Origin of the sequence: Lacibacter sp. H407 (assembly GCF_037892605.1) — a bacterium.
Lineage (GTDB): Bacteria > Bacteroidota > Bacteroidia > Chitinophagales > Chitinophagaceae > Lacibacter.
Map to the genome: position 1 here is coordinate 2,526,617 of NZ_JBBKTU010000001.1, position 24,289 is coordinate 2,550,905.

A 24,289-nucleotide genomic window follows, 5' to 3' on the forward strand; every position below is an offset into this window, starting at 1 on the left:
TCACAATCCTGTACATTAAAGTTAACGGAAGATTTTTTTTAATCCAGCAGAACAGTGATAATATCCATCACATTTGTTTGTGTGGCACCTGTTTTTAGTAAACCATTTACATTTTCAAAGAAATGATATGCATCGTTTTGCTGAATTGCCTCAAGTAGAAGGTTTTTATTCTCGTTGATTGCTTTTGCACTTGCAGCATCTGCAAAAGCACCCGCTGCATCGGTTGGGCCATCGGTACCATCGGTGCCTGCAGCAAGCAATGTGATCTTGTCATCAGGCAACAGATGTTTCAATGCACATAAGGCAAGATGTTGATTACGGCCCCCCTTGCCATTACCGGTAACCGTTACGGTTGTTTCACCACCAAACAATAAACAGGCAGGTTTTAGCCCCCTGTATTGCTTCGCCTGTTGTACAATTGCTTCAGCCGTTGCAGCAGCGTCACCAGTGAGTAGTTCCTGTTGCAACAGTACAGTATAACCAAGCTCTTCGGCTTTAGCAGCAGCTGCGGTTAATGCAACGTTGTTGCTGCCGATGATCTGGTTCTGCACCTGTTGCAATAACGGATCATTTGGTTTTATTGTTTCAGCAACAATTCCCTTCAATCCGTTTTGCAAATGGTTGATCACGGTGGCGGGTAAGCGCTGTTGCAGTTGATATTGTTCAACAACGGTCCATGCATCTGCAAAGGTTGAAGGATCGGCTGTGGTGGGTCCGCTGGCAATCGCTTCGGCTTTATCGCCTGGTACATCTGATATCATGAGTGTAAACCATGTTGCCTTTGGCGCATAACGCAACAGTTGACCGCCCTTGATGGAAGAAAGATGGCGGCGAATACAATTCATTTCATCAATGGCGGCACCACTTTTTAACAACAGCTGAAATGTTTCCTGTAGTTCCTGTAATGTACAACCGTGCGGCACATCGGCCCAGAGCGACGATGCACCGCCGCTGATCAAACAGAGAACAATGTCGCCGGGTTTTGTTTGTTGCAGCAGTTGAATGGTTTGTTGAATGGCTTCCAGACTTTTTTCATCGGGAACTGGGTGTGCTGCTTCCATGCAGTGAATCGTTTGCAATGGCAATGCATGCTCGTATTTTGTACTGATGATCCCTGCTTTGATGTAACTGCCAAGAATTGTTTCTGTTGTTTGTGCCATGGCTGCTGCAGCTTTGCCTGCACCGATCACCACAACAGATTTTATGGGAATATTGAATTGTTGCGTGCCGATGCATATACCTGTAGCCGTTACTGCCAGGTGCTGCCGCAGCAATAAAGCAGGTTGTACAGCAGCGACTGCAGCTTCGTATATTTTTTTTGCATTGTTCCGTTGTTGCATGGTTGTACGACGATAAGATTGAAACGATCGTTGGCTGCAATGATCAATTAGTTTGCATGAACCGTTTTGTTCAGATGTACTTCTGTTCTAAAGATACAGCTTCTCAGGAACGGCTTTTTGAGAGAACCTTGTATTCGAGTAGAATCAAAAACAGTATCACTACTATCTCAGCAATAAAATAAAATAAGCCCAAGCGGGTGATGCTGCTGTAGAAATTATAAACAAGCCCGGTTGTTACCACAGCATAAAAGGCATTTGCGATCATGATGGCCATTAAATACCCTCGCCAACGGGCCGGCATGAAATAAGAACAACAGAACGAATAAACAGCGAACGTAAACGCAATAGCTGATAAAATAAAAACTATGTGTGGAGGTATTCCAAAAAAAGTGGGGAAGCCAATCGCAATGCTGCAGAGTATGGAAGCAGTCAGCATTGCACCAATACTGTCTGTCAGAAAGATTTGCTTTGGGTTGTTGATTAGCTGGTTGAGCATACGTTGAAATGATTGTGCTGATATGCGAATATACAATAGAGCTTTCAGGCTTACGGAGAAGAAGTATTACAATTATTCAACCTCTTACACGTCATGTCGACGGCAGGAGACATCTCTCCGATATCAATCTGTTTCGTTTTGTGGGAGATTTCAGTGAAACAGAGAAAGTAGTTCAAGTGGTTGGTCAGGCGACGCAACCACGGCGTATTTTTGATGGTGGGCATACTAACAGTAGAGAAATTAGCATTCTTTTTATCCGGTTTCGTAGCGACCAAAGTTTGAAATTTTGTTACTCCTTATTTGAAAGACATAAGTTACAGTCGACTCTTGGCACCCCTCGGCAAAAAACTCATTAAAAATTGTAATACGAAAGTCACAAGTTATGTTGTCGAATGTAAGTGATATTTTGTCTCTGCATTCTTTTGAGTCTTTATAATGAGGAGGAGAAATATTAAAGTTGTACTCTTTTTCAAATTCACCTGTGTTCGTTAATTGCTCCTTATTTAAATCTTTTAGAAACCTGTCAACTAATATTGGCGTAAGGTCTACAAAAATTGCCGTGTCTTGGTCGTTGTTGGGATACTGAATTTTTCGTATTGAGTCTAGCTGATGAAAAAAATCAGCTTGAATTGTTGCGTCTCTAAGTTTTTGAATATCCGTCGCAGCGATGTTGCATGCTGTCGTTTCACTTTTTAAGCCTTGGTTTGATTTTATATTGTCTGTTAGGAGAGTACTGTCATGTTCGGGATCAGGTAAATCAGTTGAGGTTTCATTTTCTTTATTGTTAATACAACTAAGAAAAAACAGAACTGTAAATATTGTAATTAGTGTTTTCATTAAAAAGAATACCAGCTTCTCATAACGTAAGTATTTTGCTTGTGCAATATATCGAAATCATTTGTTTGTTAATGGGCACAAGCGAGACGCTTGCGCCAACGTGTGAAGATATTTAAAACAAATCTTTTACTGAAGCAGTGTGGGTGTGCAGAGATTTCTTATCCCTTCTTAACCACTACAAGTTAAGTTCTAATGATAATGTGATTCGAAATGACGCACCCTTGGTTTCTAGTCGTTATTACTTCAGTCAATAAAAGTCACCGAAAGTGATTTCCAAGTTGGAACTGGCCGGTTGTTTTGTGTGGCGGGGGTCCACAAAGGCATAGCTTGGACCATTTCGATCACTTTTAGATTGAAAGTTTCATTAATTCCACTTTTAATTTCTGCATATGCTACTTTGCCTGTTTTGTCGATGATAATTTCTACCGTTACCGTTCTTGCCAATGTATTTGCTCTTTTATTCTGCGGTGCCTTTAAATGTTTTGCAACGAAAGTGTAGAATCCGCTGAGTCCGCCAGGGAACATAGGAGGAATTTCTGTTGCATAAAAAATGGGATCTGATTTCAGAGTGCTGTCGCCCCACGTCTGTGAAAAGCAATTGTGGTAGATAGAAAAAAATAGGATCGTTATTAGGATGTGTCTCATTAGTTAAGATTTATTGTTGAATGCAATGTTAGCGGCTGGCAAATTTTTTGTTATGCTGTTGTTGTGCTTAATTGTCGTGCTTGTTTTGTCAAATTAGATAATGTTATAAGTCCGCCACTTGCGATAACTGCACCACCTAAAAATGGGAAACCTGCACCAACTAAGTCAGCGATATTGTTTGAAAATAAGAATGGCAAACAAAATAACATTCCAAAAGTCCCAAGAATTATCGCTGTGTAAGCACCAAATTTTATAAGTGATTTCATATTGAATTCTGTTTGTTGCTGCGTCGAATAGTTTAAAACAATTTGTTTTAAAGTTGAAGTTTGACAATGTGCATATTCCTCAATTGTCCAAGTTTTGATTGGTTTTGAGTTTAATCCGTTCTTAAAGTCTTTAAAAAAAGTCGCCCATAAGTCAGGTAAAAGCAAAGCACCAAAAAGAAAAATCGCAAAACTCGGAATAGAGTAGTTGCCATTTCCCAACATAAATGCCTGCATTCTTATTTCGTCAACAGGTGTCATTTTAAAGTCAAGTAAAACGTGTTTTAAATCGTGGCTTTCGAAGTTTGCAACAAGTCTTAGTTTGTTTTTTTCTAAACAGTCTGCAATGTCTTTCCCAAGTGTTCCGTCTGGAAGTTCTTGAAGTTCCCTCGCCTTTTGTTCATAGATTGCAATGTCGTGAAATTGTTCAATTGTCCAAACCGATAAATGAAACGACTTCTTAATAATTGTCCGAGCTATAATTTGAAGAATATTCATTGTCTTTAATTTCTGTCTGATAGGATATGGCCTCCCTTGCTTATTGCTAGCGCTATAATTTATGATATAAATATGTGATATTGATTAAAAACGATAAATTGAAATACAAGGCCTTAGTGTTATATATTTTGTATTGTCATTAGTACAATCCTTCCTCATCGTATCAACACCACTGTCCCCTTCTTCAATATTCGTCTTCCAAGAAAATCAATACCGCTCACCATCCAAGCATAAGTGCCGGGGTCTTGTTGAATACTTTTAAATGTTCCATCCCATCCGTTCTCTAAGGAAGTGGTGGCAAATACTTCCTGTCCCCAACGGTTGAACACACGGAAATAATCAAACTGTGCAATACCTACGGCAAAGGGTCGCAATACATCGTTGAGTCCATTCCCATCGGGTGTAAAACCGGTGGGTACAAAAATATCCGGTGCTGTTTTAAAAATGCGGATGTTGATGGTATCGTATGCAAAACATCCTTCGGGTGTTTCGGTGCGCATGATATAGCTGAAGTTTTCACGTGATGCATCAAATATGGCAACGGGATTCGGAATACCGGTATTATTTAGAAAATCAGGAGGCGTCCATTGATAAATCGTTCCGCCGCTTCCGTTCAATTGCAACGGTTGGCCTACCACCACCAATGTATCGTTTCCTGCAAAGGCAGGTACCGGTGGCACTACCTGCACCAGCACTGTATCAAACACAGGCTTTGGACAACCTAACGTAGACGTACCCCTCAGAATATAATTTGTTGTAGATAATGGAAAGGCGGTTGTAACAGCATTTGTGGGAGTGCCCAATGTTGCTGCCGGCGACCATAACCAATTTTCTGCATCACCATTGGCCGTGAGCAACGTGGTATCACCAAAACAAATCGCATCATCCGGTCCAGCATTTACCAGTGGATAGGGAACTGTATTTACGGTTACTGTTCTTGTTTGATTACATTTTCCAATGGTTGATACAACCGTAAACACCGTTGATGGATCGGTTGGATAAGCTACTGCATCACGCACATTCGGATTTGAAAACAAATTGGGCGGGCTCCAGGTATATTGCAAGCCATCGGTACTAGGTTTCAGTACAACCGAATCTCCTCTGCAAATGGTTGTATCGTTTGGTGCAAGCAGTGTAACAAAGTCGACCACATTTACCAACACCGAATCGGTATTAAAACAACCCGGTGCCAATGTAACGGTTACATAATATTTTGTTGGCACATCAGGACTCACCAAAGGATTGCCAATTGTTTGATTGTTGATATTGTAAGAGGGCGACCATTGAAAAGTTCCTTGTCCTACTGCATTTAATTGCAACGTATCAATGGAGCAGATCAATGTATCGTTCGTTAATTGCAACGCCGGTTTATCGGTGATGTTGATCGGTTTTGTAATGGTATCCAAACAACCTTTGTTACTTCCCGTTATTAACTGTACGTTATAACTTCCATTTGCAGGATACGTGTACAAGGGATTTCGAAGTCGGGATGTATCGGCAGTGGTGGCGGGGTTTCCGAAATTCCATTTCCAACTGTTGGGGAAACCATAGTTGGATGTTGTTTGATCGGTGAATTGAATGGGTACATCTTTACATCCATCATACGAATCAAATGCAGGAAAGAAACCGGGATATACATAAATATCAGAATAGGAAGTATCGGTACAAATATCACCACGGTTAACGATCAGCATCACTTTGTAAACACCTGTATCGGCATATACAAATGTTGGAATGCTTTGTGTTGACGTATCAGTAGTGGAGGAGGGCACGCCAAAATCCCAATACCAGCTTTTAATTTCAGTACTCGGTGTAAGATTGTTGAATGTTTGTGTAAAGCCATCGCAGCTTCTGTTTTCCAATGGAAGTTCTGCATCTGCAAAATCACAATCAGAAATACGGATGGTAAAATCTTTTCGATGTGTTGAAATGGCAACACCTCTGCGCCATTCGGTAATACACACATTTACTACAAAGAACGATGCACCACTTGGGTTTACAACACCCGTTGGAGCAATACCTGAAATTACACCCGTAATCGGGTTGATAGTTACATTGGCACCAAGTGGTGAGCTGCCGCTATATCCCGGATTGTAGGGAACAGATGGATAGGTGGGGTTATTTGGTTTTACTGTGGCAGAGTTGGTGGGCCCGGTGCTGGTGTAGGCATCACAAAAACTATAACTCAACGAATCGCCTGCGTCGGGATCTTTCGCACTGAAGGGAAGTACAAAACGTTTGTTGCGGCAAACAAGTGCGGTATCATTTACATCAAACACGGGACTGCTGTTGGTTTCATTTCCAAGAATAGCTGTGCCGGGAATATTGGTAACATAAGTTGCACCAGTGGTTCCACCACTTACATTGGATAAACCGTTAATACGGCAACAGGTTTGAAAAGCAGCTGTGTAACCTTGTGTATTGATGGGCAATTGAACTTCTACAGTATATAATCCTACTTCGTAACAAACTGGCGGGGCATTGATGATACAACTGAATGGATTTTGCAATGTGATGGTTCTGAAATCGGTTCGTTGTACCAATATACTGTCGATCACTGTTGCATTGGTTCCTCTGTTGAAAAAACCCACTGCTACGTTTCCGGGCAGTGGTGCAATTTGAGCACCGCCGGTATTGATAGGATTACAATCACGAAACAAACGGAGTGTTACACGGTAGATACTGTTGCCCGCTGTACCCGGACCAACATACACATAATACATTTCTCCTCCTGATATATGCCCGGCTTTGGTTTCCTGCAGCAGCAATAAAATAGATAAGACCAATAAAATTCGTTTCATGCAATTGTGGTTACAGTGATTGTTCCTTTACTGTTGTACAAAATTCTCCGATGGTTCTGTTTAATTCATCTGTTGCTTCCAACATACCCATATGTGCAATACCCGGCACCAATTTTACCATGCACACAGCAGGTAATGCGGTTTGTTCCAAGGCATCGGTGGGACTTACGGCTTTGTCTTCTTCACCAATAAAAAATAAAACAGGTACAGTTGTTTTTTGCAGGATATGGGATCGGTTGGGCCGGTTGATCATGGCCGTATAATAAGCTATTAACGTTTCGGCAGTAAATTGATTGCCTTGTTCGATGAGTTCATCTACGAGCGGCTTCTGTTCTTCATTGAATTTTTTTGCAAATAAATTAGGGATGGTGGTTTTCATAAATTCCGCTGCACCATGTTCCTTAATGAAGCCGATCGACTTTTGCCGTGCTTCTTTTTTTTCATTGCCGTCTGCATATGCAGTTGAATGGATCAATCCGAATGCCTGTAAACGTTCGGGATATTTTTCTGCAAATGCTAACGTTACATATCCGCCCATGGAATGCCCGAGCATGATACATCGATCGATCTTTTCTTGATCCAGCATTTGTTTGATGCCGGTGGCCATTGACTCCACTGATAATTCGCTGTTGCCGATTGCTGATTGTCCGGTGCCGGGTAAATTCGGAATGAGTAAGTGATAATTGTTTTGCAGAAATGCAACCTGATGATTCCAGATGCGGTTATCTTCTCCAAAGCCGTGGATGAGCACAATTGTATCGCCGGTTCCGGTGTTTGAGTAGGATAGCGAATGAGTGCCTTCTGACATCTTATGTTGCATGTGGGGAAATTACAAAAAAATAAAGGCTGGCAATGCCGTTTGTGTAACAAATCGATGAATTTTACCAGATGTTTACAACTGTTTGCTGCGGTTGCCTGTAAACTTGTGATAGAGCGCAAATAATAACAGCAATGCAGTAAGGATCAGTGCCAGTTTGCTGAACAGATCGCCAAAACGGACAAAGAATGTTTGCTGTTTGTTGACGGGTATATTCATTTTAATGGCGGCTTCGGTCCACCAGGGTTGTGATTGATAATCGTTCCCTGTTGGATCAATAAAACAACTGATGCCTGTATTGGCGCTGCGTAACACCCATTTCCGTGTTTCAATGGCTCGCAGTTTTCCATACAACATGTGATGTTTGTAGCCGGGCGTGTTGCCCCACCATCCATCGTTGGTGATCACCGCAATAATGTTGGCGCCGGCTTTTACATAACGACTCATGTATTCGCCATAAATACTTTCGTAACAAATAGCGGGTGCAATTACATAACCATTGTTGGTAGGAAGTGGGGTGCGTTCTTCCTGCCTTGCATAACCGCCTGCTGTGCCGCCGAGTTTTTCAAATACAGGTCCGAGGAATAATAAAAAGCGTGGCAATGTTTCTACACCGGGTACCAGCATCGATTTATGATAGAGTTGAATTGCGCCGCTGCTGTCGAGTACGGCGCTGCCGTTATATACTTCGTAAAAATCGGAAGTGCCGTCAATAGGTCGTGCAGATGCGGATACACGTTCCGGATACACACGATAACTTTCAATACCCGTAAACAGATTTATTTTTGGATGACGTCGTAAAAAATCAAAGAGTGGATTGAGAAAGAAATTTTGTTTGAGATTTACTTCATCAAAACCATTGGGTGAGTACAAAGCTGTTTCGGGCCAAACCAACAACGTAGTGTTGCTGTCAATTTTTGATTCGCTTAAGCGGATGAGTTTTTGTAGTTGTGCTTCAAATGTTCCGGTTGAAAGTTTTTCGTATGGATCGATGTTGGGTTGAATAACTACTATGTTGGGAGATGTAGGATTGATGATGTCGGATGTCGGATGTTTTGACGTTTGGTTTTTGTTGATGAATAGTGACAGAATGATGGGCAACGCCAATACCGCTGAAATTAGCAGGAGTGATGACATTCGTACATCGTACATCGTACCTCGTACATCATCTTTCTTACTTCGTACACGAATCAGTTGGAACAACATCACATTCACCAACAACACCCACAAGGTTCCACCACTTGTTCCTGTATATTCATACCACTGAATCCAGTTGATGCGACCGGCAAATACATTGCCCAGTGTGAGCCAGGGCCAACTGAGTCCCCAATCCTGCAAGTGTAAATATTCAAAGCTCATCCAGAAAATGATGAAGGATGTATAGCCGATCAGAGAACCAAAACGATTCTTCATGTATCGAAAGCCCATCAACGGAATACTCATGAGCAAACTGTTGACAAAAATGGCCAGCCATGCTCCTACCATGGACGCATTCCAGATCCACCACGTTGTGCTGATGTTCCAGATGAAGAGAGCAAGATAGATGAGTCCGAAAAATTTCAGCCTTGAATAGTTCTGCTGTTCAAGAACGAGCAAGGGAATAAATGCAAAGAAGATAGCAACAGTGATGTTGATCATCGGCCATGCAAGAAAAAACAATAAGCCCGACAGTAATGAAAGCAGAATAGGTTGGAACTTTTTCAAGTAACTGATTTTTGTAAAAATAGGAATGCCGGACGAATACATCCGGCATTTTGTATGTTAAAAGATTTCGATCCTGAGCGAAGTCGAAGGACGCTCGTGCTAATTGAACTATTATCTTGAATAATTCGGACTTTCTTTGGTAATGATCACATCATGTGCATGACTTTCTTTCATACCTGCATTACTGATCTTGATGAATTGTGCGCCTTGTAAGTCTTTGATGGTTTGTGCACCACAATAACCCATACCGGCACGAAGCCCACCGGTGAACTGATGAACGATCTCACTAACGTTTCCTTTAAACGGAACACGGCCTTCAATTCCTTCGGGTACTAATTTCTTGATGCCATCTTCCACATCCTGGAAATAACGGTCACCACTTCCTTGCTGCATGGCACCGATCGATCCCATACCACGGTATTGTTTGAATTTCCGTCCTTCGTAAATAATGGTTTCGCCGGGGCTTTCTTCTGTACCTGCAAACACACTACCCATCATTACAGTGGATGCACCTGCAGCCAATGCTTTTACCATATCACCTGTATAACGGATACCACCATCCGCAATTACTGGAATGCCTTTTCCTTTTACTGCATGTGCCGCTTCCATAATTGCGGTTAACTGCGGAACGCCTGTGCCCGCAACGATACGTGTGGTACAAATAGAACCGGGACCAATACCAATTTTCACAGCATCTGCACCGGCATCTGCCAATGCTTTTGCTCCGGCACCTGTACCAGCATTGCCGGCAATCACTTGTAATTTTTTGAAATTCTTTTTCAATAGTTTCAATGAATCAATTACGCCTTTGCTGTGACCATGTGCACTATCAAGCGTAACAATATCAACGCCTACGGTTTGTAAAGCGGCAGCTCTGTCGAGCATATCAGCCGTAATGCCGAGGGCAGCGCCTACTAATAATCTTCCAAATGAATCTTTTACTGCACTGGGATGACTTTGCACCTGCAGCATATCACGGTATGTAATTAAGCCTGCAAGTGTGCCGTCTTTTTTTACAACAGGCAGCTTTTCAATTTTATGGTGACTGAGTATCGTTTGTGCTTTTTTTAGATCTGTTCCTTCCGGTGCAGTAATGAGGTTGGTGGAAGTCATTACTTCACTCACCTTCTTTTTGTAATTGGTTTCAAATCGCAGATCACGATTGGTGAGAATTCCCACCAGTTTATTTTTTTGATCAACAATTGGAATACCGCCGATCTTATTTTCTTTCATTAATTGTAACGCATCGGCCAGTGTAGCTTCGATATGTAAGGTGATGGGGTCGAGAATGAGTCCGCTCTCACTACGTTTTACTTTACGTACCTGTGCGGCCTGTTCTTCAATGCTCATATTCTTATGAAGTATACCAATGCCGCCCTCTCTTGCGAGGGCTATTGCCAATGTAGCTTCGGTAACAGTATCCATTGCTGCCGACAGCATGGGAATGTTGAGCCGTACTGATTTTGTGAGTTGTGTGCTGATGTTGGTTTCTCTTGGAAGTACCTGTGAATAGGCCGGCATTAGTAGTACATCGTCAAACGTGTAACCTTCGCCAAAAAATTTGTTGAGAACCGCTTTGCTTAGTGTGGAATTATTTCTTGATGCCATGTGCAAAGGTAAGGGGAGGATAGTATTGCTTCCAAATCGACTCTTTTAAACGAACATCAAGACAATTTATACCCGCAAAGTTGTATGCTGATTACCCAATTGTGGTATTGCTGAACATATTTTTAAAAAATAGTTTTGTCCTGTTAATCAAATATTAATCATTAAATCAAAATCATTCATCATGAAAATTTTATTTTCAGCTGCGATCTTATTTCTTTCGGTTTCTTTTTTAAGTTCATGTAAAGGGGATGCGGGTCCTGCCGGTCCAGCAGGTCCTGCCGGCCCTGCTGGTGCTACTGGTGCCACAGGTGCTGCCGGTCCTGCAGGTGCCACGGGTGCTACCGGTGCAACAGGTTCTGCAAATGTTACCCAATACAGTTTTCCGGGATTTACTCATTCCGGTGTTGAGATCAGCAGGGATTTTGCTGTTACGCAAGCGAACCTCGATAAAAGTATTGTACACGCCTATGTAAAAACAGCAGGAGGCTTTTGGTATCCTATTCCGGGGTCGGTTACAAGCACATTTGAATACAGAGCGTATTACGGTAGCCCCACTACAACTACTTCCCGCTTTTATATGACCCGTTTAACCGGTACTGGTGACCAGGCTTTTACGGCGCTTCGTATTGTAGTAATTCCCGCAGCAACTGTTGTTAATGGCCGCTATAGTATTGACTATAAGAATTATTTACAGGTAGCACAAACATTCAGCTTACCTGTTCATTAAATTTTTAGAAAGAATAATTGATGACCGTTGCTGTAAAAGTGATTATACAGTAACGGTCATTTTAGTTTGTAGAGTTTTCCCGGCAATGAATCAACAATATTTTTTAATTCAAGTTGTAATACGGCTGCTGCTACCAAACTGCTGTTGATATTGCTTAAAATATTTAACTCATCAATGTGCATGTGTTCTTTTTGCTGCAGGAGTTGAATGATTGTTTTCTCATTCTCATCCAGATCAACAAAAAGTTGTTGCTGAATATTTTTTTTCTTTTGCTTTTCTTCCCAGCCCATCTGTTCAATTACATCGTCTCCGTTTCGGATGAGCACTGCTTTATTACTTTGAATTAAATAGTTGCAGCCTTCACTTTTACTATCGGTTGTTTTGCCGGGCACGGCAAATACATCCCTGTTGTAACTGTATGCAAGATTAGCAGTGATCATACTGCCACCTTTGGATCCTGTTTCTATTACAATTGTTGCGTCGCACATGCCGGCAACAATTCTGTTTCTTGTAGGAAAATTATGTCGGTCGGGTTTCGTTTCTTTTCTGAATTCAGTTAAGATGCCGCCACCTTCTGCAATCATTTCTTTTGCAAGTGCTGTGTGTTGCGATGGATAGATTTTATCAAGCCCATGTGCTAATACCGCAACAGTTGGCAATTGTTGTTTTACTGAATACTTGTGGGCAATTGCATCAATACCATAGGCAAGTCCGCTTACGACCAATGGTTGATGGGGAACAAGGGTATCAAGAATTTTTTCGGTGATCATTTTTCCATAATCTGTATTGCTGCGTGTGCCGATGATGGATATGATCTTTGATGTGTTGAGATTTGCAGTTCCTCTGTAAAATAAAACTGTTGGCGGATCGTAACAATGCAATAAACGTTTGGGGTAATCATCGTCTGTGAGAAACAATGGTTTGATCTTATACTTCTCAATGAATTTGATTTCGTCTTCCTGATTTGCAAAGCCATCAAATTTTTTAATACTGTTGGCACGCACTTCGCCAATGCCTTCAATTTTTTCGAGTGATGATTTTTTTGCTTTGAAAATCGCTTCTGCAGAGCCGAGTTCTTCGGCCAGCAGTTTTGCCTGCACATTTCCGATATGTGGTACCTGGGTTAAGGCGAGTTGATAGATCAGTTCGGTGTTCATCTTATTTCTAAGATAACACAAAATTTATTTCGCCACTACCCGCAATTCTGTGCGCCTGTTTTTTGCACGGCCCGCTTCACTTGTATTTTCTGCAACCGGTTTTGTTTCACCAAATCCTTTCGACGAAATACGATCGGCCGGTATGCCTTTGTACAAGAAGTAATTGATCACAGACTTTGCACGGTTATTCGACAACACTAAATTATCGGCCGGTTTGCCAACATTATCAGTATGTCCGCCAATTTCAATTTTTACAGCCGGGTTCTCTTTCAAGAGTTGTATCACTCTGTCTAATTCAATCATCGATTCCTGTTTCAGCTCAGCTTTGTTTACATCAAAGAAAATATTCTTCAGTACAATGCTTGCATTGATTTCAATAGGCGTAAGTGGAATATCGATCGTGTAGGTTGTATCGGTGCTGGATTGTTTCAGAAAAAAGTTTTCCGAATAAAACAAATAACCTTTTCGGTTTACATTGAATGCATAATCATTTCCGATCGGTAATGTGATCAGGTAATTTCCTTCTTCATCGGTTTGTACTTTGCTGATGGTTTGTGCGGTTGCTAAATTGATCAACTCAACAGCCGACGGCAAGCCTTGTTTTGTTTTTTCATCAAACACATTTCCTTTTACCCACAATGTTTTAAACGGACGCACCTGATTGGGTAATTGAAAACTGTAAATATCCAAGCCGCCCCTGCTATCGGCACCATCACTTGCATAGTACGCTGTTTTACCATCACTGGCAATAATGAGCGAACCTTCATCGTCAATCGTGTTGACAGGATAACCTAAGTTTTGCGGCTTGCCCCATTTTCCATCGGGCTGTTGACGCATGAAATAAAGATCTGTGCCACCATAACCGGGATGTCCGTTGCTGGTAAAATAAAATGTTTGATTATCTGCATGAATGAACGGACAACTTTCATCGCCACTGGTATTGATTTCCGGCCCCATATTACGTGGTGTTCCCCATTGTCCATTTGCTTGCAGATAGCACACAAATAAATCGCTGCCGCCAAAGCCTGACGGATCACGAGCCGCAAAGTATAAGGTGCGTTTATCGGGTGATAAACTTGGTTGGCTTTCCCAATATTCTGTATTGATAATGCGGCCCATATTGATACGTTCGCCCCAACCATTTTTGGTGAGATAAGAAAAATAAAGATCACAACTGCCTTGTCCATCTTCCATATTACAACCGGTGAAAATGAGCATGCGGCCATCTTGCGAAATGGTTTGTGCACCTTCGTTTTCTTCCGTATTTAAATTGCCGGGTAATGAAACCGCCGTACTCCACACACCATTCTTCTTTTCGCTTACAAAAAAATCTTCCTGTCCAATACGGCGTGTAAATACCAACGTGTTACCATCAATTGTTACAGATGGAAAATATTCCAGTAGTTTGGAATTGATGCTGTCGCCTAAATTTTCAGGTGTAAATACATAATCGCCGATCGGAACATCTGCCTGTTGCTTTACAGCAAATTCATAACTGCGTTTCCGGTACTCTGCTGATTTTGTAATGCGTTCGTTGAGATTTGGTTTTTGCAAAAAACGGTTGATGGCAGTTAATGCATCAGTAAAATCGCCATTGCCTGCTAACGCAATGGAGTAAGGAAGCAGATAGGTAGAAAAATAAACTGAATCAAGTGCCCGTCCTTTGTTGTAAAATTCAACAGCCGGCTTGTATTTCTTTTGTTCAGAAAAAACGCCTGCTTTGCTTAAATAGGCATCAACAAATTTTGCATCTGTTGCAATACATTCATCTAATAATTGAATAGCTTTTGTGTAATTTCTGCTGCGTGCTTCATTGATCGCTTCTGCATATTTATAGCCCAGCTTTGTATTTACTTTGGTTGGATCGTACCACTGTGCCGAGGAAAAAAAACAAATGAATATAGTGATACAGGTGAAGATCGTTTTCATGCACATTGAATTTGTGGTTCAATATACAAATGAATCAACAAAGCGAACGTTTCTGAAGCTATAAATTGCTGCTAAAGTGTGTTACGTTTACGGCACATTGATGTATTTATGCAACTGCAGACTCAATTCCCACTGTGGATGTGCTTTGATGTAGTCGATAATGAGTGGTGTCATTTCTGCTGCTTTGTCCCACTCCGGTTGCAGATATAATTTACAGCTGGGCAATACTTGTGCTGCGTATTCTTCGGCCCACTTAAAATCAGATTTATTGAAGATCACCACTTTTAATTCATTGGCATGTGGCACAACTTCCGGCAATGGTGCTTTAAATTTTTTGGGCGATAAACAGATCCAGTCCCATTCACCACTTAATGGATGTGCTCCCGACGTTTCAATATTTGTTTGAAAACCCGCTGCATGAATAGCTTTTGTGAGTTCTGTTAAATCATGCATTAATGGTTCTCCACCGGTAATAACAACAATGGGTTTATGGCTTGTTGCATGTTGCTTATTGCCTGTTTCTTCAACAAGTGTTTCTACAATCTCATCAACACGAAACTTTGGATGTTTCTCTGCATCCCAACTGTCTTTCACATCACACCACACACAACCAACATCACATCCGCCTAGGCGAATAAAATACGCAGCACGGCCTTGATGAAATCCTTCACCCTGTAAAGTGTAGAACGATTCCATTACAGGCAATACCTGTTGTGTTGTTTCAATTATTGTTTCATTCATGAAATGCAAAGATAACAAAGGCTTACTGCTTCTTCATGTAAGCATTGTAGGTATTCATCAATAAACCGGCGATGGTCATTGGCCCAACACCACCGGGAACAGGAGTAATAGCGCTGCTTTTAGGAGCTACTTCATCAAACTTTACATCTCCTTTTAAAGCAAAGCCACTTTTCTTTGATGCATCGGCCACACGTGTAATACCTACATCAATGATGACAGCACCGTCTTTCACCATATCAGCCGTTAAGAATTCAGCCTGACCCAATGCAGCTACAATAATATCGCCCTGCAAACAAATTTCTTTGAGATTGGTGGTGGCAGAGTGGCAAATGGTAACCGTACAGTTGCCGGGGTATGCTTTGCGGCTCAGCAAAATACTCATGGGGGTGCCAACTATATGGCTGCGGCCAATTACAACCGCATGCTTTCCTTTTGTTTCAACTTTGAAATGTTCCAACAGCAACAAAATGCCATAAGGAGTTGCGGGTATGAACGTAGGCGTACCACTTACCATGTTGCCCACACTTACGGGATGAAAACCATCTACGTCTTTTGACGGGTTGATAGCATTGATCACTTTGTCGTCGCTGATATGTTTTGGTAACGGAAGCTGCACCAAAATGCCGTCGATCTCTTCTGTTTGATTGAGCTCTTCAATTTCACGTAACAACTCTTCCTCCGTAATGGTAGATGGAAAACGTTTCAGAGTAGATTCAAACCCGATCTCTGCACAGGTTTTTACTTTTGATGCCACATAAGTTTCACTGGCACCATCGGTTCCCACTAAAATAGCTGCCAGGTGTGGCGATCGTTTTCCTTTTTCCTGTAATGCGGCTGTTTTTAATTTGAGGTCTTCTTTAATGGCCTGGGCAGCCAGCTTTCCGTCGAGTAGTTGCATGCTGCAAAAATAACGCAGCAGGCAATTGCTTTTGAAGCACACAAAAAATAAAATCAATTCCCTTCGGCTATACAACCGAAACGCTTAAATTTCAGTTTCAAAACTTTCTGCTTGAGAACATTTCTATTACTTATAGTGTGTGTGATTGGTAGTGAGCTTACAGCTCAAACAGTGCGTCAGCCTTTGATGAGCAGCTACCCGGGTTTAGGGGCCTATAGCAAAAACGAAGCAGATGCATTTTCGTTTATTGTAAATCCTGCTGCTTTAGCAAATCTAAAAAATGGTGGCGCAGGTGTTTACAGCGAACGCAGGTTTCTACTCAACGCCTTCAGTCAATACACAGCAGTTGCAGGCTTTCAAACCAATTCGGGATCATTTGGATTGCAGGCTGATTATTTTGGCTATTCCAATTACAACGAAACCCAGATCGGTCTCGGTTATGCACGGTCGTTAGGAAGCAAGGTGGATGTTGGGGCAAAGTTTAATTATTACAATCTCCGCATTCCTGCTTATACCTCGGCTTCTGCCTTTCATTTTGAAGCAGGTGTGTTGCTGCATCTCAGTGAAAAGCTTCATGCAGGTTTTAGTGTATTTAATCCGGTTGGCGGCGAATTGAATAAATCGGCTAATGAAAAAATTGCCTCGGTGTACAGAGGCGGGCTTGGATATGAAGTATCAGATCGTTTTTTCATCAGTGCAGAAATTATTAAAGAAGAAAATAAGAATGCAGGTGTAAATGCAGTGCTGCAATATGAACTGGTGAAACAATTTTTGTTACGTGCAGGGATCAATACTGTAAGTAAGCAACCATTTGCCGGGGTGGGATTGAAGTTTGGACAATTCAGAGTTGATGTGGCCACGGCATATCATCCGCAGTTAGGTGTTTCACCTGCGGTAATGTTGTTGTTTGATTTGAAAAAGAAAGACAATAGCGGAGAGTGAGAACAACCACTTTCATATTATTTTTCTCTCTTTGCATACTGCGATCTTTTGCGCAGGAAACCCAAACTACCGAACAGCAGATCGAGAATATTACCGAAGTAAATGAATCGGAAACAGAAGATGATTCCTACATCCAATCGCTGCGGCATTATCAACGCAATAAACTAAATCTGAATACAGCTTCTGAAACAGAGTTGAAGGAATTTCCTTTTATATCTCCGTTGCAGATCGCTAATTTTTTAAACTATCGTCGGTTGTTTGGAAAATTCATCAGCATCTATGAATTGCAGGCTATTCCAACATGGGATAATGAATTGATTCAAAAAATACTGCCGTTTGTAATCACAGGTCCCGCCGTTTCAATTACACAGGATATTGGTCAGCGTTTCAAGGATGGAGAACATTCTATTTTATCAAGGCTCACTTATGTGTTGGAAGAGTCGGAAGGTTTCCGAAGAAAAAAAGATACAGCATCTACCACTTTTTATCCAGGTGGCAGAGAACGTGTGTTGTTTCGCTACAAATATGTTTATAAGAATTTATTGCAGTATGGAGTTACAGCAGAGAAAGATCCTGGTGAGCAATGGTTTAAAGGTGCACAACGAAATGGATTTGATTATTACTCGGCGCATTTGTTTGTACGAAATGCCGGCGTCATCAAACATCTGGCACTTGGCGACTTTACAGTAAACATGGGGCAAGGGTTGATCCAATGGCAATCGCTTGCGTTTAAAAAAAGTGTGGAAGTAATTAATACAAAACGGCAGGCAGCCATCCTTCGTCCATTCAACTCAACCAACGAATATTTTTTCAACAGAGGGGCGGGCATTACGTTGGAGAAAAATCGTTTTCAGGTAACAGGGTTCGCCTCATTTCGAAAGGTTAGTGGAAATTTAACTGTTGATACATTGAACTCGGAAGATTATTTCACATCACTCATTACATCTGGTTTGCATCGAACGCCGAATGAACAGTCCGATAAAAATGCGGTACAGATGAATTCATTTGGTGGGAATGTTGGTTACAATGATGGGAATCTGCATATCGGTATTAACGCAGTACATTTTCAATTTGACAAACCTTTTAACCGTGATGATCAACCATACAATCGTTTTGCATTTCGTGGTACAAAGCTTACCAATGTAAGTGTTGACTGGAGTTATACCTGGCGAAACATGCATTGGTTTGGCGAAGCAGCCAACCATAACACAACAAATTATGCGATGATGAGCGGCTTACTCATTAGTGCTGATCCGAAAGTTGATCTTTCATTTGTGTACCGCAATATGCAGAAAGGCTATCAATCCATTTTCGGTAATGCATTTACTGAAGGTACGTTTCCAACAAATGAAAAAGGATTGTTTGCAGGTACATCGATCAAACCATCAGCTAAATGGAAATTGGATGCATACCTTGATTTTTATCGGTTTCCGTATCTGCGTTTTCGTGTTGATGCACCTTCTAACGGACAGGATTATTTGGTTCAGTTAACGCATCGGCCCAATAAACAAATTGAAATTTATACCCGTTTCCGGCAGGAGAGTAAAGCATTAAATTATACCGGTGAAAATGGTGAGTTTGTAACAGCCTTGGTTGATCCCGTTGTACGAAAGAACTGGCGAACACAAATTCAATTTAAAGTAAGCCCATCTGTTACCCTGCGCCAACGGTTCGATGCGATGTGGTACGATGTAGGCGGACCGCTGGAAAGTCGTGGCTTTCTAAGTTTTTTTGATGTGTTTTACAAACCCATGCTCAAACCTTTTTCGGCCAATATGCGGCTGCAGTATTTTGAAACCGACGATTTTAACAGCCGGATCTACGCCTATGAAAATGATGTGTTGTATGGGTTTTCAATTCCCCCTTTTTCAGATAAAGGGTTCCGCTATTATCTCAACTTAAACTACGACCTGTCTAAAAAGATCTCCGTTTGGGCCCGCTGGGCACAATTTATTTATCGAAATCGAACAGAAGTGGGATCTGGGTTGGATGCTATCCCGGGTAACCGGCGTAGTGAGTTGAAAATGCAGGTATTGTGGCGGTTATAGCTTTTTTTTCTCCACTTGGGCAGCTTATCATCAGAAGATACTGTCAATAACTTCGATATGCCTTTTAAAAAAATTAACAATTTTTTGTTTTTTAATATGAAGGCTTATATTTGGTCTGATTCTTAAACTAAATAAATCAACATGAGAAAAATTCTTGCAATGGTGGCATTGCTGCTGGTTAGTGCTATAGCAGTAAGTGCCCAAACAGTTGTAGTGCAAGGACGGGTGTCCGACGAAAACGGCCCGGTACCAAACGCTACAGTACAGGAAAAAGGCACCAAAAACTCCGTTACCGCAGAAGCGAACGGAACATTCACCATCCGGGTAAAGCAGGGCGCTAAGCTCATTATTACAGCGGTTGGTTTCGAAACCACAGAAGTGGATGCTTCCTCAACTTACATGAACATCTCGGTTAAAACCAAAGCCGACGAACTGCAGGAAGTATTAGTTACAAGCGCCTTCGGCGTAAAGAAATCACAACGTACAACTGCATTCAGTTCACAGGTTATTAATGCTGAGCAGTTGACTGTAATTCGTCAGCCAAATCTGAATAATGCATTAGCCGGTAAAGTTGCTGGTGTGCAATTTCGTGGTCAGTCTTCTGTAAAGTTGAACGATCAGGGTTTCCTGCGTATCAGAGGTGGTGGTTCACTTACTGATGCGGCTCCTATCTATGTAGTTGATGGTACACTCACCAACTCATTTGATATTAACCCAGATGATGTACAGGATATTACTGTGTTAAAAGGGGCTAATGCAACTGCCTTATTTGGAAGCCGTGCTGCTGCCGGTGCCATAGTGATCACAACTAAAAAAGGTACTGGTAAAAAAGGGATTGGTATTGAAGTAAACCAAAGTGTAACTTTTGACAAAGCAGCTTTCTTGCCACGTTACCAGAATGAATATGGTGGTGGTGATGGCGATTGGTTAACGTTTACTTACAACAATACGATGCCCGCAGAATGGCAGGCTTTGAATGGTAAAAGATATCATGATTTTACAGATGATGCAAGCTGGGGTCCTAAAATGGATGGCAGTGAATATATTCCCTGGTATGCATTTATCCCGGGTCATGATGCATCTGGTAAAACAGCTGCGTTTACTCCACAGCCAAATAACTCACGTGATTTCTGGGAAACCGGTATTACGAATAATACCAATGTAAGCTTTACGCAAAGCAGTGGCACTGGCCAAAGTCTGCGTGTTTCATACACAAATCAGACAATCAAAGGGATGTTGCCGAATACAAAATCAGTAAGGCATAACCTCTTTACCACGTTCAATATGGATCTTGGTAAATTCTTTACCGTTGGTGCAAACGTAACTTACACCAACCAACAGATCAATGGTGAATTTGGTGATGGCTACGCTAACAATTCATCTGGTAACTTCAACCAATGGTTCCATCGTGACCTTGACATGAACAAATTGAAAGAGTTATCAGGATTAAAAACACCAATTGGAACATTGGCTTCATGGAATTTCCGTCGTAATCCGGGTTCATGGAGTGCAGCTGCACCACGTAACAGTGTATGGGGTGGAAACTATTGGTACAATATGAATTCTTACTACGAGAATATTAACTACGCTCAAAAACGTGATCGTATTTATGGTGACGTGAACCTTCTCTTTAAGTTAAACAATAACTTTAAGATCAAGGGTACGGTACGTACAGATCAGTTCAATGGCAACGTAGAAAACATTATTCCAAATATTCTGGAATATTCTGGTGTGCAAACAGGTATACTTGCCGGTTATGGTACAAGCAATACAGTTAACAGAGAATGGAACTTTGAAGGTGTTGCCAGCTACAACAAAACTTTTGGTGACCTGGGTGTTTCTGTAAATGCCGGTGCAAACCGTTTGCAAATCAGAAACAGACAAATAGCTGCAAATACAAATAATGGATTAAGTGTTCCGGAATTGTATGCGATCTCAAACTCTAAAACGACACCAACAATTAGTAACGCCCGTTCTGGTCAGGCTGCAAATTCATTGTTTGCTTTCGGTGATTTTGAATACAGAAAGTTTGCAAGTGTTACATGGGCTGTTCGTAACGACTGGTTCTCTACACTTCCAGCGGGTAACAACTCGTTGTTGTCGCCATCAATCGGAGCATCATTTGTATTTACCGAGTTCACACAGGATAAATTATCCTGGTTAAACTTTGGTAAAGTGTTTGCTTCATGGGGAAAGAAACCAAAAACATTGGATCCATATGCATTGAATCTGAATTACGGCGTAAATCCATTGTTATGGGGAACGAACTTCCTGATGAGTACACCAAATGGCTCTCCAGATCCAAATCTTCGTGGAGCATTAACAACTACATGGGAAACAGGATTAGATCTGCGGTTCTTAAAGAACAGACTCAATGTTACACTTACTTACTATAAAGAAGATAACAAAGACGAACCTTTGGGTGTAACTGTAAGTGGTGTTAGTGGCTTTACTTCTCAAACAATCAACGCAGCTTGGGTACAACGTTCAGGTATTGAAGTTGAAGTTGGTGCTGCTATTGTTAAGCAAAAGAATTTCACCTGGAATGTAAACACAACCTTTGCTTATCTGATTGATAACAAAGTGAAAGCATTGGCGCCAGGCCTTTCAAGTTATACATTGGCAGGTGGTTCATTTGGAACTCGTTTTGCCCGTGCGTTCCATTATGTGGGTGAGCAATGGGGTATGTTAACCGGTGGTGGAATTGCACGTAACGATGCAGGTCAGCCATTGATTACTACAAATGGCTTCAGTGGTGGTCTCGGTTGGTATCAACGTGATGCTACAAAAAGATGGGGCCCTGTTGTTCCAAAAACAACTGGTGGGTTACAAAACTTCATTACTTATAAAAACTTCTCATTGGGTATGACGATGGACTACCAGATTGGTGGTAAATTCTTCTCATTGTCAGAACAGTGGGGTCATTTCTCTGGTTTGTTTGAAGCAACTGCAGGTTTAAACGATAAGGGTAATCCTAAACGTGATGATCCTGCAAGCGGTGGTGGTGTACGTGTTACTGGGGTACAGGCTTCTGATGGCAGAACTCCTGTTGATGTGTACATTTCTGCTTACGATTACTATCACCAATTCTACTACCAGCAGATCGCTGAACCATTTGTACACAGTTTGTCATTTGCCAAAATGCGTGAAATGAGTTTGGGATATCAAATACCGGTAGAAAAAATGGGCAAATTTGGAAAAGCATTCCAGGGAGCAAATATCTCTGTAATAGGACGTAACCTGTTCTTCTTCTATCGTGATTCCAAAAACTTCGATCCATCTGAGATCAGCGGTGTATTTGGAGAAGATGGCCAGTTGACTGGTTCACGTTCGGTTGGTTTTAACCTGAAACTTATTTTCTAATACCCTTAAATACAGAATATGAAACGAATGAACATAAAACAAATAGCGATCGTGTTAGGGGTTTCCGCTTTAGCCTTTACGGGTTGTAAAAAAGGAATCGATGATTTTGGTGACCTTAATCGAAACCCTAACGCAACTACAGTTCCTATTACTTCTGCCTTGTTAACAAACGTGTTGGCAAATGTGGGCAATACAGTATGGGGCGATGGTGTGAATACAACAGCCGGCTTGTACGCACAGTACATGTCTGAAACGCAGTACACAGATATTTCCCGTTATGCTACTCCAACACTCAACTGGGATGGTTTTTATGCGGGCGATATGTATGATCTTCAGAATATCATCAATACCAATACAGATCCTGCAACAGCTCCTATTGCTGCTCAGTTTGGATCAAATGCAAATCAAATTGCAATTGCACGCATTTTGAAGGCGTATTATTATTTGATATTGACTGATGCTTTTGGTGATCTTCCTTTTACAGAAGCATTACAGGGTAAGAGTACGATCCCTTACGATAAACAGGAGAATGTATATCCTGCAATCATCAACGAGTTGAAGGAAGCTGCGGCTCAGTTTGATGCCGGTGCAACAGCACAAGGTGATGTAATGTTTAGTGGTAACACAACAAAATGGAAGAAGTTTGCAAATTCAATTCGTGCAATTGCAGCTTTACGTATGTCAAAAGCCAATGCAACTTTAGGTAAAACTGAATTTGCGGCAGCTGTGGCTGCGGGCGTAATTGATGCGAATGCAGATAATGCAGGTATCCCTTACCCGGGTGGTAACTACAGAAATCCGATTTACAACTATTATGTGATCACACAGCGTTTTGACTTTGCAGTAAGTGAAACAATGACCAATCACCTAAGTGGTTTAAATGATCCCCGGATCTCTAAATTTGGAAACACTTCACAAGGGTTCCCTTACGGTTTAACCCGTAACGATGCATTAGCATGGCAAACGTTAAACCCAAATTTTGCATTCTTACTTGGGTTCACCGGTACACCGCAAACAATGCCAGTATATCTTGTAACAGCAGGTCAAATGTTTTTGGCACGTGCTGAAGCTGCGAGACTTGGCTGGACTGCTGAAGTTGCTGCAACAATGTATGCAAGCGGAATTACAGCGGAAATGAACCGTTGGGGTATTACTGATGGTGCTGCAATTGCAGCTTACCTTCTTCAACCTTCGGTAGCACTTACCGGCGTTGGTGATGCTAAAAAAATTGCTGAGCAACGTTGGGTATCACACTTCCCTGATGGAAACCAAGGCTGGGCTGAATGGCGCAGAACTGGCTTCCCTGTATTAGCACCTGCCCCAGGTTCAGGAAAGCAAGTGCCACGTCGTATCCCTTATGGACCTAACGAACCATTGTATAACCCTGAGAATTATTCTGCAGCAGCTGCAGGATATTCAAACAACTCTCAGGATGCAAGAGTTTGGTGGGATAAACCATAATTACAAGGATTTTT

Annotated in this window: 18 protein-coding genes; 5 read left to right on the plus strand and 13 right to left on the minus strand. The window is 41.6% G+C overall.

All coding sequences use genetic code 11. The features are described from left to right. Positions 1-38: 38 nt before the first annotated feature. The 9 genes from WG989_RS11060 to guaB all read right to left on the minus strand — a co-directional run bounded on the left by WG989_RS11060 (position 39) and on the right by guaB (position 11,009). Entirely contained in the window at positions 39-1,340 is a 1,302-nt protein-coding gene (locus WG989_RS11060; RefSeq protein ID WP_340429435.1) for a glycerate kinase type-2 family protein, read from the minus strand. Between the two features lie 103 nt (positions 1,341-1,443). Further along, positions 1,444-1,836: a hypothetical protein gene (locus WG989_RS11065; protein WP_340429436.1), complete on the minus strand. Its 393-nt coding sequence runs from the start codon at positions 1,834-1,836 to the stop codon at positions 1,444-1,446. Between the two features lie 252 nt (positions 1,837-2,088). After that, positions 2,089-2,673, minus strand: coding sequence for a hypothetical protein (locus WG989_RS11070; RefSeq protein ID WP_340429437.1), 585 nt, complete (start codon positions 2,671-2,673; stop codon positions 2,089-2,091). 243 nt (positions 2,674-2,916) lie between these two features. Next, on the minus strand, positions 2,917-3,318 hold the full coding sequence (locus tag WG989_RS11075; RefSeq protein ID WP_340429438.1) for an energy transducer TonB: 402 nt from the start codon (positions 3,316-3,318) through the stop codon (positions 2,917-2,919). A gap of 50 nt (positions 3,319-3,368) precedes the next feature. Then, entirely contained in the window at positions 3,369-4,079 is a 711-nt protein-coding gene (locus WG989_RS11080; protein ID WP_340429439.1) for a hypothetical protein, read from the minus strand. Positions 4,080-4,234: 155 nt separating this feature from the next. Next, positions 4,235-6,880, minus strand: a complete 2,646-nt coding sequence (locus tag WG989_RS11085; protein WP_340429440.1) for a PKD domain-containing protein — start codon at positions 6,878-6,880, stop codon at positions 4,235-4,237. Between the two features lie 10 nt (positions 6,881-6,890). Beyond that, complete coding sequence (locus WG989_RS11090) at positions 6,891-7,700, minus strand: alpha/beta fold hydrolase (protein ID WP_340429441.1); 810 nt, start codon at positions 7,698-7,700, stop codon at positions 6,891-6,893. A 72-nt stretch (positions 7,701-7,772) separates the two neighbouring features. Continuing rightward, positions 7,773-9,401 (minus strand): apolipoprotein N-acyltransferase, encoded by a 1,629-nt coding sequence (gene lnt, locus WG989_RS11095; RefSeq protein ID WP_340429442.1) that lies wholly within the window; start codon positions 9,399-9,401, stop codon positions 7,773-7,775. Between the two features lie 111 nt (positions 9,402-9,512). Then, the gene (guaB, locus tag WG989_RS11100) at positions 9,513-11,009 is read right to left on the minus strand and encodes an IMP dehydrogenase (RefSeq protein WP_340429444.1); all 1,497 of its coding nucleotides are present in this window, start codon (positions 11,007-11,009) and stop codon (positions 9,513-9,515) included. A gap of 181 nt (positions 11,010-11,190) precedes the next feature. Here guaB and WG989_RS11105 point away from each other — a divergent pair, with 181 nt between their 5' ends. Next, a complete protein-coding gene (locus tag WG989_RS11105; RefSeq protein ID WP_340429445.1) occupies positions 11,191-11,736 on the plus strand; it encodes a hypothetical protein in 546 nt (181 codons plus the stop codon). A 56-nt stretch (positions 11,737-11,792) separates the two neighbouring features. On the opposite strand, the gene dprA is transcribed toward WG989_RS11105, so the two are convergent. The 4 genes from dprA to WG989_RS11125 form a co-directional block, all read right to left on the minus strand. Next, the gene (gene dprA / locus WG989_RS11110; RefSeq protein ID WP_340429446.1) at positions 11,793-12,893 is read right to left on the minus strand and encodes a DNA-processing protein DprA; all 1,101 of its coding nucleotides are present in this window, start codon (positions 12,891-12,893) and stop codon (positions 11,793-11,795) included. Between the two features lie 24 nt (positions 12,894-12,917). Beyond that, entirely contained in the window at positions 12,918-14,822 is a 1,905-nt protein-coding gene (locus WG989_RS11115; protein ID WP_340429448.1) for an OmpA family protein, read from the minus strand. Positions 14,823-14,909: 87 nt separating this feature from the next. Continuing rightward, entirely contained in the window at positions 14,910-15,563 is a 654-nt protein-coding gene (locus WG989_RS11120) for a 7-carboxy-7-deazaguanine synthase QueE (RefSeq protein ID WP_340429450.1), read from the minus strand. A gap of 22 nt (positions 15,564-15,585) precedes the next feature. After that, on the minus strand, positions 15,586-16,461 hold the full coding sequence (locus WG989_RS11125) for a bifunctional 5,10-methylenetetrahydrofolate dehydrogenase/5,10-methenyltetrahydrofolate cyclohydrolase (RefSeq protein ID WP_340429451.1): 876 nt from the start codon (positions 16,459-16,461) through the stop codon (positions 15,586-15,588). A gap of 111 nt (positions 16,462-16,572) precedes the next feature. On the opposite strand from WG989_RS11125, the gene WG989_RS11130 reads away from it, so the two are divergent. From WG989_RS11130 to WG989_RS11145, 4 genes are all read left to right on the plus strand, one after another. Then, positions 16,573-17,403 carry a PorV/PorQ family protein gene (locus WG989_RS11130; RefSeq protein WP_340429452.1) on the plus strand — a complete coding sequence of 277 codons (831 nt, stop codon included), beginning with the start codon at positions 16,573-16,575 and terminating at the stop codon, positions 17,401-17,403. Beyond that, entirely contained in the window at positions 17,400-19,451 is a 2,052-nt protein-coding gene (locus WG989_RS11135) for a ComEA family DNA-binding protein (RefSeq protein WP_340429453.1), read from the plus strand. The genes WG989_RS11130 and WG989_RS11135 overlap by 4 nt, the downstream gene beginning before the upstream one ends. A 141-nt stretch (positions 19,452-19,592) precedes the next feature. Continuing rightward, positions 19,593-22,814: a SusC/RagA family TonB-linked outer membrane protein gene (locus WG989_RS11140; RefSeq protein ID WP_340429454.1), complete on the plus strand. Its 3,222-nt coding sequence runs from the start codon at positions 19,593-19,595 to the stop codon at positions 22,812-22,814. 18 nt (positions 22,815-22,832) lie between these two features. After that, a complete protein-coding gene (locus tag WG989_RS11145; protein ID WP_340429455.1) occupies positions 22,833-24,275 on the plus strand; it encodes a SusD/RagB family nutrient-binding outer membrane lipoprotein in 1,443 nt (480 codons plus the stop codon). Positions 24,276-24,289: the final 14 nt, after the last annotated feature.